Genomic DNA, 17,537 nt, shown 5'->3' on the forward strand with positions numbered 1-17,537 from the left:
GTCAGCCCTTCATCAGGCCAGCTGCCTTAAGAAGTTTGCCGGCTCGTAGCACGCGCTGCAGCTTGTGCTCTGACGACCGGTCACCCTTATTGGAGTCCGGGTGGAAGCGGCGGACATATTCGGCATAGCGTGCGCGGATTTCCGTCGGGCTTGCATCGCCCTCCAGGTCCAGCTCCTTCAGCGCCCGCAGCTGCAGGCCGCTGCGCCGATTGGAACTGGCGGCTTCGCCTCCGGCCACATCATCGACATCGAAGAATCGGCGGCCCGCCCAACGGCGCGGGTCCAGCTTTTCTGCGCCTTTCTGTCCAGCCATAGGCCCTGTACCAAACCGCCAAGTGCGCTTGTGGCCAAACCGCTCGGCGCGCGTAAACGCAGCCGCTTCGGCCTGAGACATGCCTTCAAAGAAATTGAAGCGCCGATTGTATTCGGCCGCATGCTGCTGGCAGAAATGGTGCTGCCCCTTGCCGCCGGGCTTTGGCGCAGGGTGAGTGCCTTCAAGGTCGCAGTCCTTGTGATCGCACACACGAGTCTTTTGTGCACGCGCTCGGGACGCCTCATCCTTGGGAGGCTTAATCCGCATATCTTTGAACTTTACGCGGTAGGAAAATGGATCGCTATCTGACATGACCCAATATCATAAGGAGACCCCGTTAAAGATGCCACAACCAAACGACAGGTTATCGCGAATTCGTGACATTCTGACCGAGGCTTTTGCCCCTGTTTCCCTGGAAATCACCGATGACAGCGGAAAACATGCAGGTCATGCAGGCGCCCGCCCGGAGGGCGAGACCCATTATACGGTGAGAATCAGCTCCGCCGCATTTCAGGGATTAAGCCGTGTCCAGATGCAGCGCGCTGTTCTGACGGCGCTGAAACCTGAATTTGATACCGGCCTGCACGCACTCGCCTTACACGCGAATTCGGCATAAATCCTGAAAATTTCTTACCAAATGGGAACCGCCTGACGAATCACTCGTTTCCTCCTCAACCGTCGAGGAGAACGGGTGATGATGGTACGGAATATGATGATCGCCGCCGCGATTGGCGCAATGACCGCAGGATCTGCTGCAGCTGAAGGCCCCAGTGCCGGAAAGCAGCAAGGCATGCTCCACTGGATTCGTGACACTGTCTGCACATCTGGGCGCGAGATTGTTTTCGTGCCTGTCTCAACAGACGTTAAGACACGGCACAAAACGTGGGCCGTGATAGCAATGGACGACCCAGAGCCGGATTCGGCTCATATCGTCACAACTCAGGAAAAATCCTGGCTTAAAGCAAATGGATGCGATGCTGATCTGTCACCGCAAGTCCACATGGCCAAGCATGAAGAAGAATCAGGCGGTCTCGATCTCTGAGATATTGAGACCCGTGACCTGATTACGCTGGCGGCGCAGGATGTTGAACCTGTACCCATGGAAAACAAAGCTCTGCCCGGGCTCCGGTATGGTTTGCGCCTCGTGAATGACGAGTCCCGCCACGGTCACAGCCTCTTCATCCGGTAGATTCCACCCGGTCGCCCGGTTGAGATCCCGGATTGGCACCCATCCATCGACATTGACAGAGCCATCTTCCTGCGGGCGCACGCCCTGTACGGCAACGTCATGCTCGTCATGGATGTGGCCCACAATCTCTTCCAGAATATCTTCTAGCGTGATCAGGCCCTGCAATTCGCCATATTCATCAACGACCAGAGCAAAATGGCTGCGCTTCTGCAGGAACGCATCCAGCTGATCCTGCACCGGCGTCGTTTCCGGCACGAACCAGGGCTTGCGCAGGATGGAATCGACATCTAGCGCTGATAAATCCCCGCCCTGGGCCATCGCCGCGCGCAGCAGATCCTTGGCATGCAGAATGCCGACAATCTCTTCCTTTTCGCCACGATACAGCGGCAGACGCGTATGCGGGCTGGCCAGGGCCTTCATCACCAGCTGACGTGGATCGAGATCAGCGTTCAGCATCTTGATGTTCTTGCGGTGGATCATGACGTCTTCGACGGTCAGTTCCTTCAGATCCAGCGCGCCGACAAGGCGCAGCCGGTCTTCAGCGGCCACGCCGCCCTCAGACGCATGCAGATCAATTGCGCCGCGGATTTCCTCCTCCGCTGTCGGCGTCGCGTCTGGATCACCGAGGCCCAGTATCTTCAACGTCGTACTAACGATGAACTGGATAATGTTCACGATCCAGGAGGCAACAAAGACAAACGCCCCTATCGGGCGGGCCACACTCATCGCCATCGTGTCGGTGCGCGTGATGGCATAGGTCTTTGGCAGGACTTCCGCAAAAACCAGAACCAGCACCGTCATCACGGCCGTCGCCATGGCCAATGCCAGGCCGCCTTGGCCGAACAGGGCGGTAAACAGGGAAGTCGCCAGAACAGAGGCCAGGATATTGACCAGATTGTTGCCCAACAGGATGGCACCAATCAAATTCTCGCGCTTGGCGATCAGCTTATTCACCGCCTCTGCGCGCTTGTCGCCCTCCTTCTCCAATTGGTGCATGCGCGCACGTGATGCCGCCGTCAGGGCCGTTTCCGACCCCGAAAAGAAGGCGGACATGCCGAGAAGCACAAGAATGGCGATGATATAGCCAGCAATCATTTCGTTTAACCCAAGCCTGGTGCCTTAGCCTTCAAGCAATTCTGCCCGAAGGAATGTTTCAACAGATGCGAGATCCGCATCCTGATGGATATAGGATTTGCCAATGCCGCGCGCGAGAATCAGCGGCACACGGCCTGCGCTCGCTTTCTTGTCCTGCTGCATCAGGTTCACCAGCCGGGCCGCCGTATATGGCCCGCCCTGCTTGCCGGGAATGACAGATTGCAAACCGGTTGCCTCAAGATGCGCGCGAACCCGGATAGCATCCTCTGCTGGCGTAATGCCCTCGGCAGCGCCATAGCGGAAGGCCAGCGCCATGCCGATGGCGACCGCCTCACCATGCAGCAGATCCGGCGCATAGCCATTTGCCGCTTCCAGCGCGTGCCCGAATGTATGGCCCAGATTCAGCAAGGCCCGCACGCCGGTTTCCCGCTCATCCTCGGCCACAATGGCCGCCTTGGCCCGGCAGCTGGTCGCAACAGCCTGCGCGATGGCATCCGGTTCCAGTGCAAGCACGGCCTCGCCATGCGACTCCAGCCAGGTGAAGAAGTCCTCATCATTGATCAGGCCGTATTTCACGATCTCCGCATAACCGGCTCTCAACTCCCGCCTGGGCAGGGTTTCCAGAAGCTCGGTATCCGCAATAACAAGACGTGGCTGGTAGAAGGCACCGATCAGATTCTTGCCGCGCGGTGTGTTCACGGCGGTCTTACCGCCCACGGAAGAGTCGACTTGCGCCAGCAGCGTTGTCGGCACCTGCACAAAGCCCATGCCGCGCTTCATAAGGCTGGCCGCCAGGCCTGTAATGTCGCCGATCACCCCGCCGCCCAGCGCAATCAGGATGTCGCTGCGGTCTGCGCTGTTTTCCAACAGCCAGTCGAGAATACCTTCCAGGTTGCTGAAGGATTTCGTCTTCTCACCGGGCGGCAACGCTTTCCAGTTCGTGGAGATGCCCGCTGGACGCAGGGCCTCATCCAGACGGTGGCGATGCAGACGCTCCACCGTTTCATCCGTCAGCACAAAGACGCGCGGACGCTTCAGCATGGCAGACAGGCGCTCGCCCAACTGGTCCAGTGCGCCATGGCCCACCAGAATATCATAGCTGCGGTCTGCGAGTTCTACGGTAACTGTCTCTGTCGCAGGGCGTGTCACAGTCAGTCCGGTTTCCATGTTTGTAAGGCCTTGTAGATGGCGTTAACCGTATTGATGTGCGGTCCGTCCTTGGACCGCACAACCAGGTCAGCCTGGGAATAGATAGGCTCGCGTTCGGCAAGCAGGTTCGTCAGCACGGCCTTGGCATCAGGCCGTTTCAGCAAGGGGCGCGTATCACGTTTCTGCACACGGCGCCAAAGCGTCTCAAGATCAGCATTCAGCCAAACCGTGACAGCATTCTGCCGCATCAGGGCGCGCGTCTCATCATTCAGATACGCCCCGCCGCCTGTCGCCAGCACATGCGGCGGCAGCGTCAGCAAACGTTTCAGCACCTGATGCTCGCCGCGCCGGAAGTCTTCTTCGCCATGTAGGGTGAAGATGTCAGAGATGGACAGGCCAGCCGCCCTCTCGATCTCCGTGTCACTATCATAGAAATCCCGGCCCAGCTTTTCGGCCAGACGGCGGCCTACGGTGGACTTTCCAGCCCCCATCAGACCGACAAGCGCGATGGTCCGCGACATATAGGGCAATGTCGCGCCGGCAGATCGTGCAGGACTATCGGTATCAGATGGCATTCTGGACTTTCGTACTATGTTCAGTTCTTGTCCTATAGTCGCAACGACGCGTTCGCAATCGAACGCTGTAGAACTGTATCAAGGGGTATATAGGCATGCGCAAGTTTCTGATCCTTTTAGCCATTGTGGCAATACTTGTGCTGGGGGCGCTCTGGTGGCTGGGCGGGAAGGCCGAAAAAGGCAAACCGGCACCGGGCGAAGTACGGATTGAGGTGGAGAATGTCCTTTAAACAGGGTCTTGCCGCAGCGGTCGGCCTGATGCTTGCCACCCTGCCTGCTGCTGCACAGATTGAGGATTCTGGCCTCGAACTGGTGAATCCGTGGGGGATGAGCTTTCTGGAAGCCGGAGAGCCCTCCCTCCCAACGGATATGTGGGCCGCCTCCAATGCAGATGATTTGCTGCCCTTGATGCGGGACGTGCGCACACGGGGGCTGACCCCGGCTGAGCGCACCCTGATGCGGCGCATGGCCCTGTCACCGGCCCGTCGCCCGTCCGGCGCGCAGGAACCGCTGCTGAGGGCTGAACGCGCGCGAATCATGTTCGAGCTGGGAGAGGCCCGCGCCGCCGCTGCGCTGATGGCCCGGCTGGATGAGCCGCCACCAGGTCTCGATGCTGATGAAATTACAGCAGACCTGACCCTTGCCCTCGGCAATGAGGCCAGCGCCTGTAGCATGCTGTCCGACCTGGACCGCCAGGGCGATTACTGGGCCAAGCTGCGCGCCGTCTGCGCGGCCCTGTCCGGTAATACCGCTGGAGCTGAACTTGCCATCGAAATGGCCCTGTCCCAAGGCGTTGAAGATACCTGGCTTCTGAATGCCGTGTTCGCCGCTTCAGGTGAACTGCCGAACGCACCGGAAGCCAATTATCGCTCAGGCCTTGCGCTGGCAATCTCCACCAAGGCCAGGCTGGAACCGCCGGAAGACCCGCTGCCGGAGAATCGGCCAGACCTTGCCGCCGCCATGGCGGCCCGCGAAAGCCTGCCGCAGAACTTGCGCGTCAAGGCAGCCGGAATGGCCGCCGAAGCCGGCCTGATCAGCACGGCAGAATACCGCGCCCTGTTTGAAGACCTGCTGGCCAATCCGGACTTTACCCCGTCCGGCCCGCTGGAAACCGCGCTCTACAATATGCGCGATCCCTTCCTGCCCATGGCAGACCGCGCCGCCGGGCTTGTCGCCGCCCTGGAAGCGGCATCTGACTCTCCAGCGCATTTTATATCTGTCTCAAACCTGCTTCTGAAGGATATTGCTGCCCTGCCGCTGGATTCAGACACCGCGCCTTATGCCCTGGTCTTTGCGCGCGCTGCCATTGCCGCCGGTGACTTCGACATGGCGCATGACTGGACCACCGCCGACACGATGGAAGGTGCGCAGGAAGATGGCGGTTTTGACTCCACCTTCCTCAAAGCCCTCACCATTCTGGCGGGCGAAGAAACATCCGCCAGCACCATTGCCTATACCGGCGAGCGACTGGTCGAACAGGTCGACACAGATCAACAAAAACAGGCTGCAAACCGCTTGTTTGCCCTTTGGGCGGCGTTCGACATTCCTGTCCCCGCCAGCGGACGCCAATTGATGAAGGATATTGCCGAGGCAGAGTCCAAACCTGCCTATACACCGCCAGTCCTTGCCACGCTTGCTGCTGCCGAAGCCGGTGCGGCGGGCGAAGTAATCCTGTCCACGGTTGGCTACACCAATGGCGACCCGACCATTCTGCAACCTGTCGGCATGGTTTTGCTGCTGGAGGCTATCCAGCGAATCGACGCAGAGGACGCTGCCCGGCAATTGGCCCTGGAAGCTTCAGGATACTGGAAGATTGTGCAGTAGGCAGCGCCGCAACCGCCACGACATAGATGCGTTTCTGCGTTATGAGGAGCGCTCCTCACCCAGTCCCTGATACAAGAGGCCAGATGCCAGACCTCCTCGTCCCGACCGATATTGCCCACGTCATCCAGATCGCCATCGCGCCCGTCTTCATGCTGGCCGGTATCGGGGCGCTTCTGAATGTGATGACAAACCGGCTGGGCCGCGTCGTTGATCGTTGGCGCAAGATGGAAAAGGAATTGGAAGCTCAGGAAGGCGCGCCTTGCAAGGAACGCATTGCTCACCTTACCATCCTGGACAGGCGCATGGCCCACATCAACCGGGCCATTGCCCTGTCTACCCTCTCCGCCCTGCTGATCTGTATTGTCATCATTCTGCTGTTCACAGGCCAGTTATTGAGATTCCCGGTCGCCAGCATGGTGTCCATTCTCTTTATCGCATCTATGAGCGTGCTGGTGGGGAGCCTCTTGTCCTTCCTGCTCGAAATCCGCATTGCCAGCCGCATGCTGCGGGTTGCCCGCACCGTTTTGCGCCCAGGGGCCCCGCCACGCCACGGCCATCGCAAATCCTGAACTCTTCACCCCTTTTGAACACATGGCGGGCACAATGCCTTCATGTCAGACCGCCGCCGCATTGAAGCCTTTCTGGAAATGATGTCCGCTGAGCGCGGGGCCTCCGCCAATACGCTGGACGCCTATGGCCGCGACCTGCTGGACGCATCTGAGTTCTGCGGCGGAAAATTGTGTGATGCGGAAGATCGTGAATTATCCGTCTGGCTGGCCGATCTGGCAGGCCGCGGTCTTGCCCCCTCGACGCAAGCGCGCAAGCTGTCCGCCATCCGCCGCTTTTATCGTTTCCTGTTCGAGGAAGGCGACCGGCGGGATGACCCGACGGCCAAGCTGGACGGACCCAAGCCCGGTCGAGATGTGCCGGATGTGCTCTCGCGTGAGGAAATGACTCTTTTGCTGGAAACTTGCGAGGAGGATTTGCGCCTGCGCTGTCTCGTGGAACTTCTCTACGGGGCCGGGCTGCGCGCTTCGGAACTGGTTTCCCTGAAACTGGGCAGTCTGCCACGCCGCAAGGGCGCGCGCTGGGTCACGACCGACATCATCATTCGCGGCAAGGGAGGCAAGGAGCGCCTCTGCCCACTGGGCAAACCTGCCTTGCAGGCGCTGTCTGACTGGCTGGCAGTGCGTGAGGATCATCTGCCGGAAGGTTCCCTCGCCAGAGGCCGGGCAGAGCCGTTCTTGTTCCCTTCGCGTGGCAAGGCGGGCCATCTGACACGCCGACGTCTCGGGCAATTGCTGGAAGAACTGGCCATGAAAGCCGGCATTCGGACAGATCGCGTCCACCCGCACGCCCTGCGCCACGCCTATGCGACTCACCTTCTGATGGGCGGCGCAGACCTCAGATCCGTACAGACGTTGCTCGGACACTCGGATATCGCGACGACGCAGATCTATACGCATGTGCTGACGGACGAACTGGCCGAATTGCTGGAAACAGCCCATCCCATGGCGCGAAAAAGCTGATGCACAGCATTTTGATGTTGCGGCCTGAAGATTGCAGTACAATATTCTGACCACACGCGCCGTGAGCGCTGACAGATTTTGGATACGACCGATGAAACGCTTTCTGAACGCCTTCATTCCGACAGTTCTCATTTCCGAGATTGCTGCCGTCACCTTCATGACAGCGACCTGGGCAATTCTTTCTGAACTGCACGCAGGCCTGAATGTGATCATTGGCGGTGAAGTCGTGACGGGTGTCGGTATCGCGGCTATCGCTGTCGCCGTCTTCCGCCGTGCAATGCGGTCGGAAGCTCAGTCTGTTACAGTCGACGCTGACGAATAGTTACGCAACTGGCTCAGAGCCACCACGCGTCAGAACCCAAAATGCGTGAATGACGCCCGGCAACCAGCCGATCAGCGTCAGGATCAGATTCAGCACAAATTGCAGGCCAATTCCCTCCTTCAGCGCGACAGCGACAGGGGGCAGGAAAATTGTAAGCAAAATCATGAGGAGGGACACGGGCGGGCAGACCTTTCTGTTTGCGTTCCCACACACAACGTGTGGATTGGATTCCGGTTCCTTCCCCTAAAGTCAGGTTTGACGCACTGCAGCATTCGGCATAGGCCTACCTCGTTTCCGGAGGAGGAAGGCCAAGATGTCTCAAAAAACACCGCGTGATTTCTTCAAACCCCTTGCGATTGGTGCCCCGGCGCCGATGCGCGAGTTGCCTGTGCGCCTGGAGCGGATGATCCATTTCGTGCCGCCGCATCTGGACAAGGTGCGCGCCAAAGTGCCGGATATGGCAGGCGGCGTGGATGTCATGCTGGCCAATCTGGAAGACGCCATTCCTGCCGATGCGAAGGACGCCGCGCGCGCTGGCGCCATCGAAATGGCCAACATGTATGACTGGCAGGGCAAAGGCACAGGCTTCTGGAGCCGCGTGAACCCGCTGAACTCTCCCTGGTTCCAGGAAGACGTCTCGGACCTGGTTCTGAAAGCCGGCCACCAGCTGGACGTGATCATGCTTCCAAAGGTCGAAGGCCCCTGGGACATTCACTTCGCAGACCAATATGTCGCCCAACTGGAAGCAAAGGCCGGCCTTACCCGCCCCATCCTGTTCCACGCCATTCTCGAAACGGCGCAAGGTATGGCCCGTGTGGAAGAGATCGCACTGGCGAGCCCCCGCATGCAGGGCATCAGCCTTGGCCCGGCAGACCTGGCTGCAGATCGCAAGATGAAGACCACCCGCGTTGGCGGCGGACATCCCTTCTACCGCGTGATCGACGACCCGAATGAAGACGGCAGCCCACGCGCCTCGGCCCAGCAGGACCCCTGGCACTACACGATCGCCCGCATGGTCGATGCCTGCCGCATGGCCGGGATCAATGCCTTTTACGGCCCGTTCGGTGACATTGCCGACCTCGACGCCTGCGAACAGCAATTCCGCAATGCCTTCCTTCTCGGCTGTTCCGGCACATGGAGCCTGCACCCGAACCAGATCGCGATTGCGAAAAACGTGTTCAGCCCGGACCCGAAAGAGGTAATCTTTGCTCGCAAGATCCTGGCCGCCATGCCCGATGGCAGTGGCGTCGCCATGATTGATGGCAAGATGCAAGATGATGCCACCTGGAAACAGGCCAAGGTGATCTCCGATCTGGCCGATCTGGTGGCGGAAAAAGACCCCGATTTGGCAAAAGCCTACGCGGCGGGTTAGGGTTGGGGGCGAATCCAAGGGCAACCAAGGAGACCCGCCTTATGAAACCATCCCACATTCTCATCGCCGCCGCCTGCAGTCTCGCGCTCGCTGGAAGTGCTCTTGCACAGGAAGACTATCACGGCTTTGACCCGGAAACGGTCGATGCGCTGAACGCCAAGCTGGAAACACCGCTGAACGAAAACATGCTGGAAGTTCTGAGCCAGTCGACCTCCATTGAGCCATGCGGCGGTACGCAGGCGGTGAGCATGTCCCCACCGGACGCCTGGACCACGCGCGAATCCAGCGCGACCCGTCCCGGCGGTGACACACCCATGCCCGTGCCGACAAGCGCGCTGGAAGTAACCTATCCCCCGCTTTACGAAGTGCTTGGCGTCGAAGCTGCCTGCGAGGTCATGTTCAATGTCACCGAGTCTGGCGACAGCAAAGATGTGCTGACCAATTGTTCCCTGCCTGGCTTTGATGAGGCCGCGGCGGACATCTTTGCCGATCTGGAATTCACCCCCGCCAAGGGCCAGGACAGCCCGGCCATCCGGAATGTCATCGTGCCGGTGAATTTCTGTCGCCCGGACGAAGAAGATTCCTGATGATCTTGCCCTGCCGCGTGGGCATGGCCAGTGCGACAGGGAATTCTCCTTCCCGTTCGGTCATCGCATGATACTCTGCGACGAATGGAGGGATACACCATGATGAAGCCACTTCTCACAGGTCTCTGCCTGGGCCTGATCAGCCAGTCGGCTCTGGCGGACGAAGTCTGGTCCACCCTCGTCGGGGATGTCGTTTATGAAAGCGATACCTCTGAAGGCTGGGCCGTATGGTCCTATGAGGGAGATAATGGGCCCGTCAAAATCTATCTGAAGGGCCTCGCTGGCGTTCATGAAGGTCGCGGTGCCTATGCCGGCGTCTGGATCGCTCCGGCCGATCCCAAGATCGAAATGTGCGACATCGCCATCACCAATCCTGATACGGCGGAGTCTGATTACAATTGGGGCCGCGTAGACATCGTCTTCACAGAGCCGGACTTTCCCAGCGGCTGGGTAGCGCTACGCGGGGACTGTTTCAACAATCCAACAGATTATCTGGTCGGCAAGCCGGTTTTGGCCAGCGAATAAGACATAAAAAACAAGGGAAGACACCAAACATGGCAGAGCACCTCATCCCCATGACAGGACATAGCGAAAACCTGCAGCGCTGGTTTGACTGGATGAATGGGGACCACTCCCCTGAAGGGCTGGGCACACAACTGGCGGATGATGTCGTGTTCAAAAGCCCGGTGGTGCACACGCCTCAGAAAGGCAAGGCCATTACCATGGCGTACCTGACCGCTGCCGGGCAGACGCTGGGTGGCGACACCTTCCGCTACACCCGTGTCTTCGATTGCGTTGACAGGGCCGTACTGGAATTCGAATGCGTGATGGATGGCATCCAGGTCAATGGGGTCGACATGATCGAATGGAACGATGACGGACAAATCATTGACTTCAAAGTCATGGTCCGTCCCCTGAAGGCAATCCAAACCGTGCATGCCGCCATGGGCGCGATGCTGGAAAAGATGAAGTCCAGCGCATAAAAGCTGCGATGAGCGTTCCAGTTCTCAAAACCGAACGCCTTGTCCTCTGCGCGCCGGACAAGCGCCACTTCGAAGCCGCCGCCGCCATGTGGGGCGCTACAGCAACGGCCCGATATACCGGCGGTCAATCCCGCGACCGTCAGAGCACCTGGTTCACACTGTGCCGCATGCGCGGAATGTGGGACATTCTTGGTTATTCGTACTGGGTCATCGAGGATCGCGAGACCGGCGCATATCTGGGAGAAGCCGGTTTCTCGGATTTCATGCGTGGCATGACACCGGACCTGTCCGAATGGCCGGAGGCAGGCTGGGCGCTAGTAGAGAGCGCCTGGGGCAAGGGCATCGCAACCGAAGCTGTTCAAGCAGCGCATGACTGGCTGGACACATACCGTTCCGGCCAGACCGTGTGCATTATTGAGCCAGAAAACATCGCCTCTGTCCGCGTAGCAGAAAAATGCGGCTACGAACTATGGCAGACATCTGAGTATAAAGGCGCAGCAGTCAATGTGTACCGCCGCCATGTGGGAGCGCTAACCCGTCTGTAGTCTGGTGACGGACGGTTTGGCTTTCCACTTGCGCAGAAACTCAAGGAAAGAATCGTGCGGCAAGCCTGCGCTGTAGAGGAAGCCCTGCGCCATGGTACAGCCCCGCCTGCGCAGGAAGTCTGCCTGCCGCTCGGTCTCCACACCTTCGGCAACTGTTTTCAGGCCCAGCGTCTCCGCCATGGCCAGAATCATCTCGATAATCGCCGGCGCCTGCTCATCCGATTCCAAGGCGGATACGAACTGGCGATCAATCTTGAAGACATCAAACGGCAACTGGGTCAGGATGGACAGGTTTGAATGGCCTGTCCCGAAATCGTCAATCGCCAGCTTTGTACCGAGACTCCGCAACGGACGCATCACACGTGCCACCTTTTCCGGTTCAGATACCGCCATGCTTTCGGTGATCTCCAACTCGAGACGATGCGGTGGCAGACCGGACCGTTTGAGAATGGACAGCACGGTTTCCGTCAGATCCGTTGCCTGAAACTGGCGCGGCGAAACATTTACGGCAACGGTGGCATCAAAGCCCTCATCCATCCAGATGCGGGCTGAGCGGCAGGCCGCCTCCATGATTTGCTCGCCAATCTGCGTGACCAGACCTGTTTCTTCTGCCAACGGAATGAACGTGTTCGGAGAAATGATCTTCCCGTTCGGACGTATCCAGCGCGCCAGCGCCTCAGCGCCAACAACTTTGCCGGTCTGGAAGTCCACCTTTGGCTGGAAGTGCGTCTTGAATTCGTGATTGGCCACCGCTTCCCGCAACTCTGCTTCCAGCATGTACTTGCCACGGGCTACGCGATTAAGCCGTGGCGAGAAATACCGGAAGCCCGATCCTGTATCCTTGCGCACTTGTTTCAACGCCAGTTCGGCATGGCGAAACATCTTTTGCACCGTGTCGGCATCTTCCGGGGCCATGACGATACCGCCGGAAATGCCCAATGAGACGGACTGGCCCGCAATCACGAAGGGTTCGGCAAAGGCGAGGCGAATGGCCCGGGCTATGTTTGAAACATGGTCGCGGCTGACAGCGGTCGGCAGGTAGAGGGCAAAACTGTCTGCCTGCATCGCAGCCAATTCGGAGGCCCTCAACGCATTTCTCACAGGCCCATCCAGCGCCGCCAGCGCCCGCGACATACGCTCACCGGAAGCCTTCAGCAATGCCTCACTGGCAAGCGCGCCCAAGCGCTCGGAAGCGCGCGTATAATTATCCAGATCCAGAACCATTAGTGCCGCTGGCGTCTCATATCGTGCACGCGGCAATGTACGAGCAATCAGTTTCTCGATCGCGATAAGGTTTGGCATACCTGTTCGTGGATCGACATAGGCTGTCTCACGCAACGCTTCATTGTCACGCCGCAATTTGCCGACAGAACGCATGACGACCACACGCAAGCGGCGAAGCTCTGAAAATGGCACGGCGGTCAAATGCGCATTACTATCCTCGCCGGCATTGCCCGCTTCAGACAGGTATTCGGTGAAATCAAGCAGGATTTGCTGAAATCGCCGCGCCAGAAACCAAGCAATAGACCCTGAAATGGCCGCGGCAATCACCATCAGGATGCCAATCGCCCAGAGCGGCAGGGCCCACTCAGCCCAAGAACCACCTTCGAAATATATCCGGTAAGCCTGCTCCGCGACCCAAACAGAGCTATATAGTGCTACCGTAAGACCACTTGAAACGGTAGCAATGAAGACCGGAATCGTGATCCGGCCCATAAGTCTGGGAAAGAAACCCTGCTTGTCCAAGCCTGCATACGCCCTTGCTGAACCGGCCAATCCGGTCTGCGAGTAACTATGTTTCCGGAATATGTTTAGGAATCAGTGAATAAAGTGCGCTAGCTGTAGGCAATGCTACGCACTATATGGGCCCCATGACACAAGAACGCACCGCCACTGTTAGCCGCACCACCAAGGAAACCGATATTTCGGTAACCGTGAACCTGGATGGTACAGGCAAATCCGATATCGAAACCGGGATCGGCTTTTTCGATCACATGCTGGAAAGCTTTTCCAAGCATTCCGCCATTGATCTGACTGTGCGTTGCAAGGGCGACCTGCATATCGACATGCACCACAGCGTCGAGGATACAGGCATTGTCATTGGTCAGGCTATCATGAAGGCACTGGGCGATTTTGCCGGCATCACCCGCTTTGGCCATGCCTATGTGCCGATGGATGAAACGCTTTCCCGTACATCTCTGGACCTTTGCAAGCGGCCGTATCTGGTCTGGAAGGTGCATTTCAGCCGCGACAAGATCGGTGAGATGGACACCGAGCTTTTCAAGGAGTTCTTCCACGCCCTGGCCGGCAATGGCGGCATGTGCCTGCACGTGGAGAACCTCTACGGCGAGAATTGCCACCACATCGCGGAATCCTGCTTCAAGGCCACGGCCCGCGCCCTGCGCGCGGCCATCGCGATTGATCCAAAACTCGGCGGCAAACCGGCAAGCACCAAGGGCAGCCTCTAAGCGCCCTTCTCCATCAGAAACGAGATGCCCCCGGTCACGGACCAGGGGCATTGAGACTTAGCGCGCTTATTTCCGATAATCGAGCGGCGGGGCGCGATTGCCCAGCAGCGAGCGATACTGATAGTTCGGCCCGCGTGCTTTATCGAATTCAGCGCGTGCCTGCTTGCGCAATTCTTCATTCGTAAACAGTTCGACCGCAGCCAGCGTCATAGTTTTGGCCGCAACCTGCGTGCCCTTCTGACCAATCGTCGTGCCGCTGGCGGCAACAGCCTGCCAGCTGTGTGCGGATGTGCCCGGAACCCAGGTCGCCGTGTTCAGGCCAACCGTTGGGACCGCAAAGGACACGTCACCCACATCCGTAGAGCCATACCCCATGGAAACCTGAAAGGGCTGGATCTCTTCTTCAGATCCAAGGGACAGCCCCGGATTGCTGAAAGTGGAGGCAATGGTCTCGGCAAATTCCCGTTCGGCCGGTGTGTAGGTCACGCCGCCAACTTCGCGCAGTTTGGAATCCATCATGCGAGCGAGGGTCTCGTTCACCAGAAGCGGATTGTTGCCGTGGATGATTTCCCACTCGACTTCCGTGCCGGTGCCCAGAGCAGCGCCGCGGGCCGCATTTTCCAGCCGGGCCCAGATTTCTTCCACACCATCGGCTGAGGGGTGGCGCACATAGTAGAAAACTTCGGCAAAATCCGGCACCACGTTGGGCGCAGAGCCGCCAGAGGTGATGACATAATGCATGCGCGCATCCTGTGGCATGTGCTCGTGCATCATGTTGGCCATCATATCCATGGCCTCAACCCCATCCAGCGCAGACCGGCCCCGTTCTGGCGCACCCGCAGCGTGGGCAGAGATGCCTTTGAAACGGAACTTTGCCGACCGGTTTGCCAGTGTCGTATTCGCCGCCGCAGAGTTGCGGTCAGAGGCGTGCCAGTGGATCGCAATGTCGACATCATCGAACAGGCCCGCGCGGACCATGTAGACCTTGCCGGAGCCACCCTCTTCCGCAGGCGTGCCATACACGCGGATGCGTCCCGGCGTGCCGCTTTCTTCCAGCCAGTGGCGAATGGCGATCGCAGCCGAGACAGAGCCCGCACCGAACAGATTGTGCCCGCAGGCATGGCCCGCATGCTTGCCCGGCACTTCAGAGCGTTCAGCCGTAGCCGCCTGATTGATCCCCGGCAGGGCATCAAACTCCGCCAGAATGCCGATGACCGGACCGCCTTTGCCATATTCCGCCACGAACGCTGTCGGGATGCCGGCCACATCGGCCTTTACGGTGAACCCTTCCCCGGCCAGCGTATCCTGCAGCAGCTTGGAGGATTTGTCCTCCTGATAGCCAACTTCGGCCCAGTCCCAGAGTTTCTCGGACAGTTCCGCTGTTAGCTCAGCCTGGCTATCGACCTGCTGGATCAACTCTCGCTCGGCCACATCGGCAGAGGCGGGCAGGGCAACGCTGGCCAACAGCATGGCCGCGCTGGCAAGGGTGGGAAGGGCAAAACGCATGAATGAGACTCCTGACTTCTTCTCAGCTGTAGAGATTGCGGCACCTTGCCCCTGCCTGCAACCCACGTCACCCCTTCCCCTGTGACGCAGGCAGGGTTATGAGCGCGGCCATGAGCCATGTTGCCCTCATCGACTATGGATCGGGGAACCTGCATTCTGCAGGTCGCGCCCTGCGTGCCGCTGCAAATCTGGCAGGCACACCCCATGAAATCCGCATCACGCACTCTCCCGCTGACATCCTGTCGGCAGAGCGCATTGTGCTGCCCGGCGTCGGCCATTTCGCAGACTGCGCCGCAGGCCTGCGCGCCCAGCCGGGCGTGGTGGAGGCGCTGGAAGAGGCCTGCCTGAAGGGCAGCAGGCCGTTCCTGGGCATCTGCGTGGGCATGCAGCTGCTAGCCGATACGGGCCTGGAAGACGGCACGACCCCCGGTCTTGGCTGGATCAAGGGCGAGGTCTCCCGCATCCAGCCGGGCGAGGGGTTCCGCGTACCGCATATGGGCTGGAACGGCCTCAGCTTTGCCAGCGAGCCCCCCCACCCTGTGTTGCAGGATCTGGGCGAAGACCCGCATGTCTACTTCACGCACTCCTACGCCTTCACCGCGAAAGACCCGGCCAGCATTGCCGCCACAGTGGGCTATGGCGCAGAGGCGATTACCGCAGCGGTGGCGCAGGACAATCTGTTCGGCACGCAGTTCCACCCGGAAAAATCCCAGCGCGTCGGCATGCGCCTGCTCGCCAATTTCCTGACATGGACCCCCAAATGAGCTTCACCCTCTACCCCGCCATTGACCTGAAAGACGGCCAGTGCGTGCGCCTTCTGCGCGGCGAGATGGACAAGGCGACCGTCTTTTCCGACAGCCCGGCGGCGCAGGCCAAAGCCTTTCGCGACGCAGGCTTCACGCATTTGCACGTGGTGGACCTGAACGGCGCCTTTGAGGGCAAGGCCGTGAACCGCGCGGCGGTGGAAGCGATCCTGAAGGCGACCGATGCGCCGGTGCAGCTGGGCGGCGGCATCCGCAACCGCGCGCAGATCGACGCCTGGCTGGAGGCCGGCATTTCCCGCGTCATCCTGGGCACCGCTGCGTTGCGCGACCCGGAGCTGGTGAAAGAGGCCGCCCGCGCCCTGCCCGACCGAATCGTGGTCGGCATCGACGCGAAGGATGGCATGGTCGCCGTCGAAGGCTGGGCCGAGACCAGCGACATGAAGGCGACAGAACTCGCCAGGGCTTTTGAGGGTTGCGGCGTGGCCGCCATCGTGGCGACGGATATCGGCCGCGACGGCCTGAAGACCGGCGTCAATGTTCCGTTCACGGCAGAGCTGGCCAATACGGTCAGTATCCCAATCATCGCCTCCGGCGGTGTCGCCAGCACAGACGACCTCCGCGCCCTGATCGCCGCCGACGCGCCGATTGCGGGGTCTATCCTCGGCCGCGCGCTTTATGATGGGGACATTGTGGCGGGTGAGGCTTTGGCGCTCAGCTAGACCTATTGTGTCTAAGGTTTTCTGTTTATCACATCTTCCACGATGCGCTGGGCGCGAGCCTTACCTGTAAGGTCACTTGTACTTGCTGATGCGACAGCAACATCCGGTGCACAGCCCTTCTGGATGTACAAATCGGTCAGAGCAACGCGACGACGCTGAACCCATTCTTCCGCATTGTCAGCTTCTATGAAGTTATGCGAGTAAATCGGGCCGGGCCATGCAAAGAAGTTTGCAAGGTTAAAACCTTTATTATGATGCGCCTCGTCCATAATTGTTTGTAGACTAGCGCTCTCCCGGTAGATCTCCTGACAGGAAAGGTGCGTATCGGATGGCTCGATCACTGCGACTTGCGGTGTAGACGTGCATGCAGCGAATGCAAGAATAGCGCTGGAGAAAAACAGCTTACGCATCATTTGGTGCCCCACTTTCTACTTTATAGTCTGGAGATTTAGCCCCGAAATATAAATTTTAAGTTTCGTTCAAAACTATTTTTGATATATTTTTGGGTCGCGAGATTAACACTTCGGCCTGCACCTAAAGCCGGACTGGCCGAAACCATCCGGGTATCCTGATCTTTCCGGGCCCTTTCGCAAGAGC

At 59.2% G+C, this 17,537-nt stretch carries 24 protein-coding genes; 16 read left to right on the forward strand and 8 right to left on the reverse strand.

Annotated elements, in window-relative coordinates; translation table 11 throughout:
- Window position 1: 1 nt before the first annotated feature.
- A complete protein-coding gene (locus HY2_RS17700; RefSeq protein WP_233346141.1) occupies window positions 2–313 on the reverse strand; it encodes a J domain-containing protein in 312 nt (103 codons plus the stop codon).
- Window positions 314–343: 30 nt separating this feature from the next.
- Here HY2_RS17700 and HY2_RS17705 point away from each other — a divergent pair, with 30 nt between their 5' ends.
- The 3 genes from HY2_RS17705 (at window position 344) to HY2_RS08220 (ending at window position 1,355) form a co-directional block, all read left to right on the forward strand.
- Window positions 344–622 carry a hypothetical protein gene (locus HY2_RS17705; RefSeq protein ID WP_233346142.1) on the forward strand — a complete coding sequence of 93 codons (279 nt, stop codon included), beginning with the start codon at window positions 344–346 and terminating at the stop codon, window positions 620–622.
- Window positions 623–656: 34 nt separating this feature from the next.
- The gene (locus HY2_RS08215; RefSeq protein ID WP_034826552.1) at window positions 657–929 is read left to right on the forward strand and encodes a BolA family protein; all 273 of its coding nucleotides are present in this window, start codon (window positions 657–659) and stop codon (window positions 927–929) included.
- 78 nt (window positions 930–1,007) lie between these two features.
- Window positions 1,008–1,355 (forward strand): hypothetical protein, encoded by a 348-nt coding sequence (locus HY2_RS08220; protein WP_034826553.1) that lies wholly within the window; start codon window positions 1,008–1,010, stop codon window positions 1,353–1,355.
- Here HY2_RS08220 and HY2_RS08225 read toward each other — a convergent pair.
- Genes HY2_RS08225 through HY2_RS08235 form a run of 3 tightly spaced genes read right to left on the reverse strand, consistent with a single transcriptional unit; the run spans window position 1,335 to window position 4,321 of the window.
- The gene (locus tag HY2_RS08225) at window positions 1,335–2,597 is read right to left on the reverse strand and encodes an HlyC/CorC family transporter (protein ID WP_034826555.1); all 1,263 of its coding nucleotides are present in this window, start codon (window positions 2,595–2,597) and stop codon (window positions 1,335–1,337) included. The two genes, HY2_RS08220 and HY2_RS08225, sit on opposite strands and share 21 nt — an antisense overlap.
- Window positions 2,598–2,621: 24 nt before the next feature.
- Window positions 2,622–3,764: a 3-dehydroquinate synthase gene (gene aroB / locus HY2_RS08230; protein ID WP_034826556.1), complete on the reverse strand. Its 1,143-nt coding sequence runs from the start codon at window positions 3,762–3,764 to the stop codon at window positions 2,622–2,624.
- Window positions 3,749–4,321: a shikimate kinase gene (locus tag HY2_RS08235; protein WP_034826558.1), complete on the reverse strand. Its 573-nt coding sequence runs from the start codon at window positions 4,319–4,321 to the stop codon at window positions 3,749–3,751. The genes aroB and HY2_RS08235 overlap by 16 nt, the downstream gene beginning before the upstream one ends.
- Window positions 4,322–4,416: 95 nt before the next feature.
- Between HY2_RS08235 and HY2_RS17710 the strand changes: the two genes are divergently transcribed.
- From HY2_RS17710 to HY2_RS08255, 5 genes are all read left to right on the forward strand, one after another.
- Window positions 4,417–4,551 carry a DUF945 domain-containing protein gene (locus HY2_RS17710; protein ID WP_146617181.1) on the forward strand — a complete coding sequence of 45 codons (135 nt, stop codon included), beginning with the start codon at window positions 4,417–4,419 and terminating at the stop codon, window positions 4,549–4,551.
- Window positions 4,541–6,145 carry a hypothetical protein gene (locus tag HY2_RS08240; RefSeq protein ID WP_034826559.1) on the forward strand — a complete coding sequence of 535 codons (1,605 nt, stop codon included), beginning with the start codon at window positions 4,541–4,543 and terminating at the stop codon, window positions 6,143–6,145. The genes HY2_RS17710 and HY2_RS08240 overlap by 11 nt, the downstream gene beginning before the upstream one ends.
- An 83-nt stretch (window positions 6,146–6,228) precedes the next feature.
- On the forward strand, window positions 6,229–6,714 hold the full coding sequence (locus HY2_RS08245) for a DUF2721 domain-containing protein (protein ID WP_051594851.1): 486 nt from the start codon (window positions 6,229–6,231) through the stop codon (window positions 6,712–6,714).
- A 42-nt stretch (window positions 6,715–6,756) separates the two neighbouring features.
- Window positions 6,757–7,674, forward strand: a complete 918-nt coding sequence (locus tag HY2_RS08250; RefSeq protein ID WP_034826561.1) for a tyrosine recombinase — start codon at window positions 6,757–6,759, stop codon at window positions 7,672–7,674.
- Between the two features lie 91 nt (window positions 7,675–7,765).
- Complete coding sequence (locus tag HY2_RS08255) at window positions 7,766–7,996, forward strand: hypothetical protein (protein WP_034826562.1); 231 nt, start codon at window positions 7,766–7,768, stop codon at window positions 7,994–7,996.
- On the opposite strand, the gene HY2_RS17030 is transcribed toward HY2_RS08255, so the two are convergent.
- On the reverse strand, window positions 7,997–8,161 hold the full coding sequence (locus HY2_RS17030; RefSeq protein WP_064773893.1) for a YqaE/Pmp3 family membrane protein: 165 nt from the start codon (window positions 8,159–8,161) through the stop codon (window positions 7,997–7,999).
- 148 nt (window positions 8,162–8,309) lie between these two features.
- Between HY2_RS17030 and HY2_RS08260 the strand changes: the two genes are divergently transcribed.
- The 5 genes from HY2_RS08260 (at window position 8,310) to HY2_RS08280 (ending at window position 11,483) form a co-directional block, all read left to right on the forward strand.
- On the forward strand, window positions 8,310–9,368 hold the full coding sequence (locus HY2_RS08260) for an HpcH/HpaI aldolase/citrate lyase family protein (RefSeq protein ID WP_034826565.1): 1,059 nt from the start codon (window positions 8,310–8,312) through the stop codon (window positions 9,366–9,368).
- A 41-nt stretch (window positions 9,369–9,409) separates the two neighbouring features.
- A complete protein-coding gene (locus tag HY2_RS08265; protein WP_034826568.1) occupies window positions 9,410–9,955 on the forward strand; it encodes an energy transducer TonB in 546 nt (181 codons plus the stop codon).
- A 99-nt stretch (window positions 9,956–10,054) separates the two neighbouring features.
- On the forward strand, window positions 10,055–10,480 hold the full coding sequence (locus HY2_RS08270; RefSeq protein ID WP_051594852.1) for a hypothetical protein: 426 nt from the start codon (window positions 10,055–10,057) through the stop codon (window positions 10,478–10,480).
- A 29-nt stretch (window positions 10,481–10,509) separates the two neighbouring features.
- Window positions 10,510–10,938: a nuclear transport factor 2 family protein gene (locus tag HY2_RS08275; RefSeq protein WP_233346144.1), complete on the forward strand. Its 429-nt coding sequence runs from the start codon at window positions 10,510–10,512 to the stop codon at window positions 10,936–10,938.
- 8 nt (window positions 10,939–10,946) lie between these two features.
- A complete protein-coding gene (locus HY2_RS08280) occupies window positions 10,947–11,483 on the forward strand; it encodes a GNAT family N-acetyltransferase (protein WP_034826571.1) in 537 nt (178 codons plus the stop codon).
- Here the strand turns inward: HY2_RS08280 and HY2_RS08285 are convergent.
- Window positions 11,469–13,199, reverse strand: a complete 1,731-nt coding sequence (locus tag HY2_RS08285; RefSeq protein ID WP_051594853.1) for a putative bifunctional diguanylate cyclase/phosphodiesterase — start codon at window positions 13,197–13,199, stop codon at window positions 11,469–11,471. The two genes, HY2_RS08280 and HY2_RS08285, sit on opposite strands and share 15 nt — an antisense overlap.
- Before the next feature lie 155 nt (window positions 13,200–13,354).
- Between HY2_RS08285 and hisB the strand changes: the two genes are divergently transcribed.
- Window positions 13,355–13,951 carry an imidazoleglycerol-phosphate dehydratase HisB gene (gene hisB / locus HY2_RS08290; RefSeq protein ID WP_034826595.1) on the forward strand — a complete coding sequence of 199 codons (597 nt, stop codon included), beginning with the start codon at window positions 13,355–13,357 and terminating at the stop codon, window positions 13,949–13,951.
- Window positions 13,952–14,017: 66 nt separating this feature from the next.
- On the opposite strand, the gene HY2_RS08295 is transcribed toward hisB, so the two are convergent.
- Window positions 14,018–15,457, reverse strand: a complete 1,440-nt coding sequence (locus tag HY2_RS08295) for an amidohydrolase (protein WP_034826573.1) — start codon at window positions 15,455–15,457, stop codon at window positions 14,018–14,020.
- Window positions 15,458–15,567: 110 nt separating this feature from the next.
- On the opposite strand from HY2_RS08295, the gene hisH reads away from it, so the two are divergent.
- Complete coding sequence (gene hisH / locus HY2_RS08300) at window positions 15,568–16,221, forward strand: imidazole glycerol phosphate synthase subunit HisH (protein ID WP_034826597.1); 654 nt, start codon at window positions 15,568–15,570, stop codon at window positions 16,219–16,221.
- Entirely contained in the window at window positions 16,218–16,940 is a 723-nt protein-coding gene (hisA, locus tag HY2_RS08305) for a 1-(5-phosphoribosyl)-5-[(5-phosphoribosylamino)methylideneamino]imidazole-4-carboxamide isomerase (RefSeq protein ID WP_034826575.1), read from the forward strand. Before hisH ends, hisA begins: the two co-directional genes overlap by 4 nt.
- Before the next feature lie 11 nt (window positions 16,941–16,951).
- On the opposite strand, the gene HY2_RS17300 is transcribed toward hisA, so the two are convergent.
- The gene (locus tag HY2_RS17300; RefSeq protein ID WP_146617182.1) at window positions 16,952–17,353 is read right to left on the reverse strand and encodes a hypothetical protein; all 402 of its coding nucleotides are present in this window, start codon (window positions 17,351–17,353) and stop codon (window positions 16,952–16,954) included.
- Window positions 17,354–17,537 lie beyond the last annotated feature (184 nt).

Source organism: Hyphomonas pacifica (assembly GCF_000682675.1).
Lineage (GTDB): Bacteria > Pseudomonadota > Alphaproteobacteria > Caulobacterales > Hyphomonadaceae > Hyphomonas > Hyphomonas pacifica.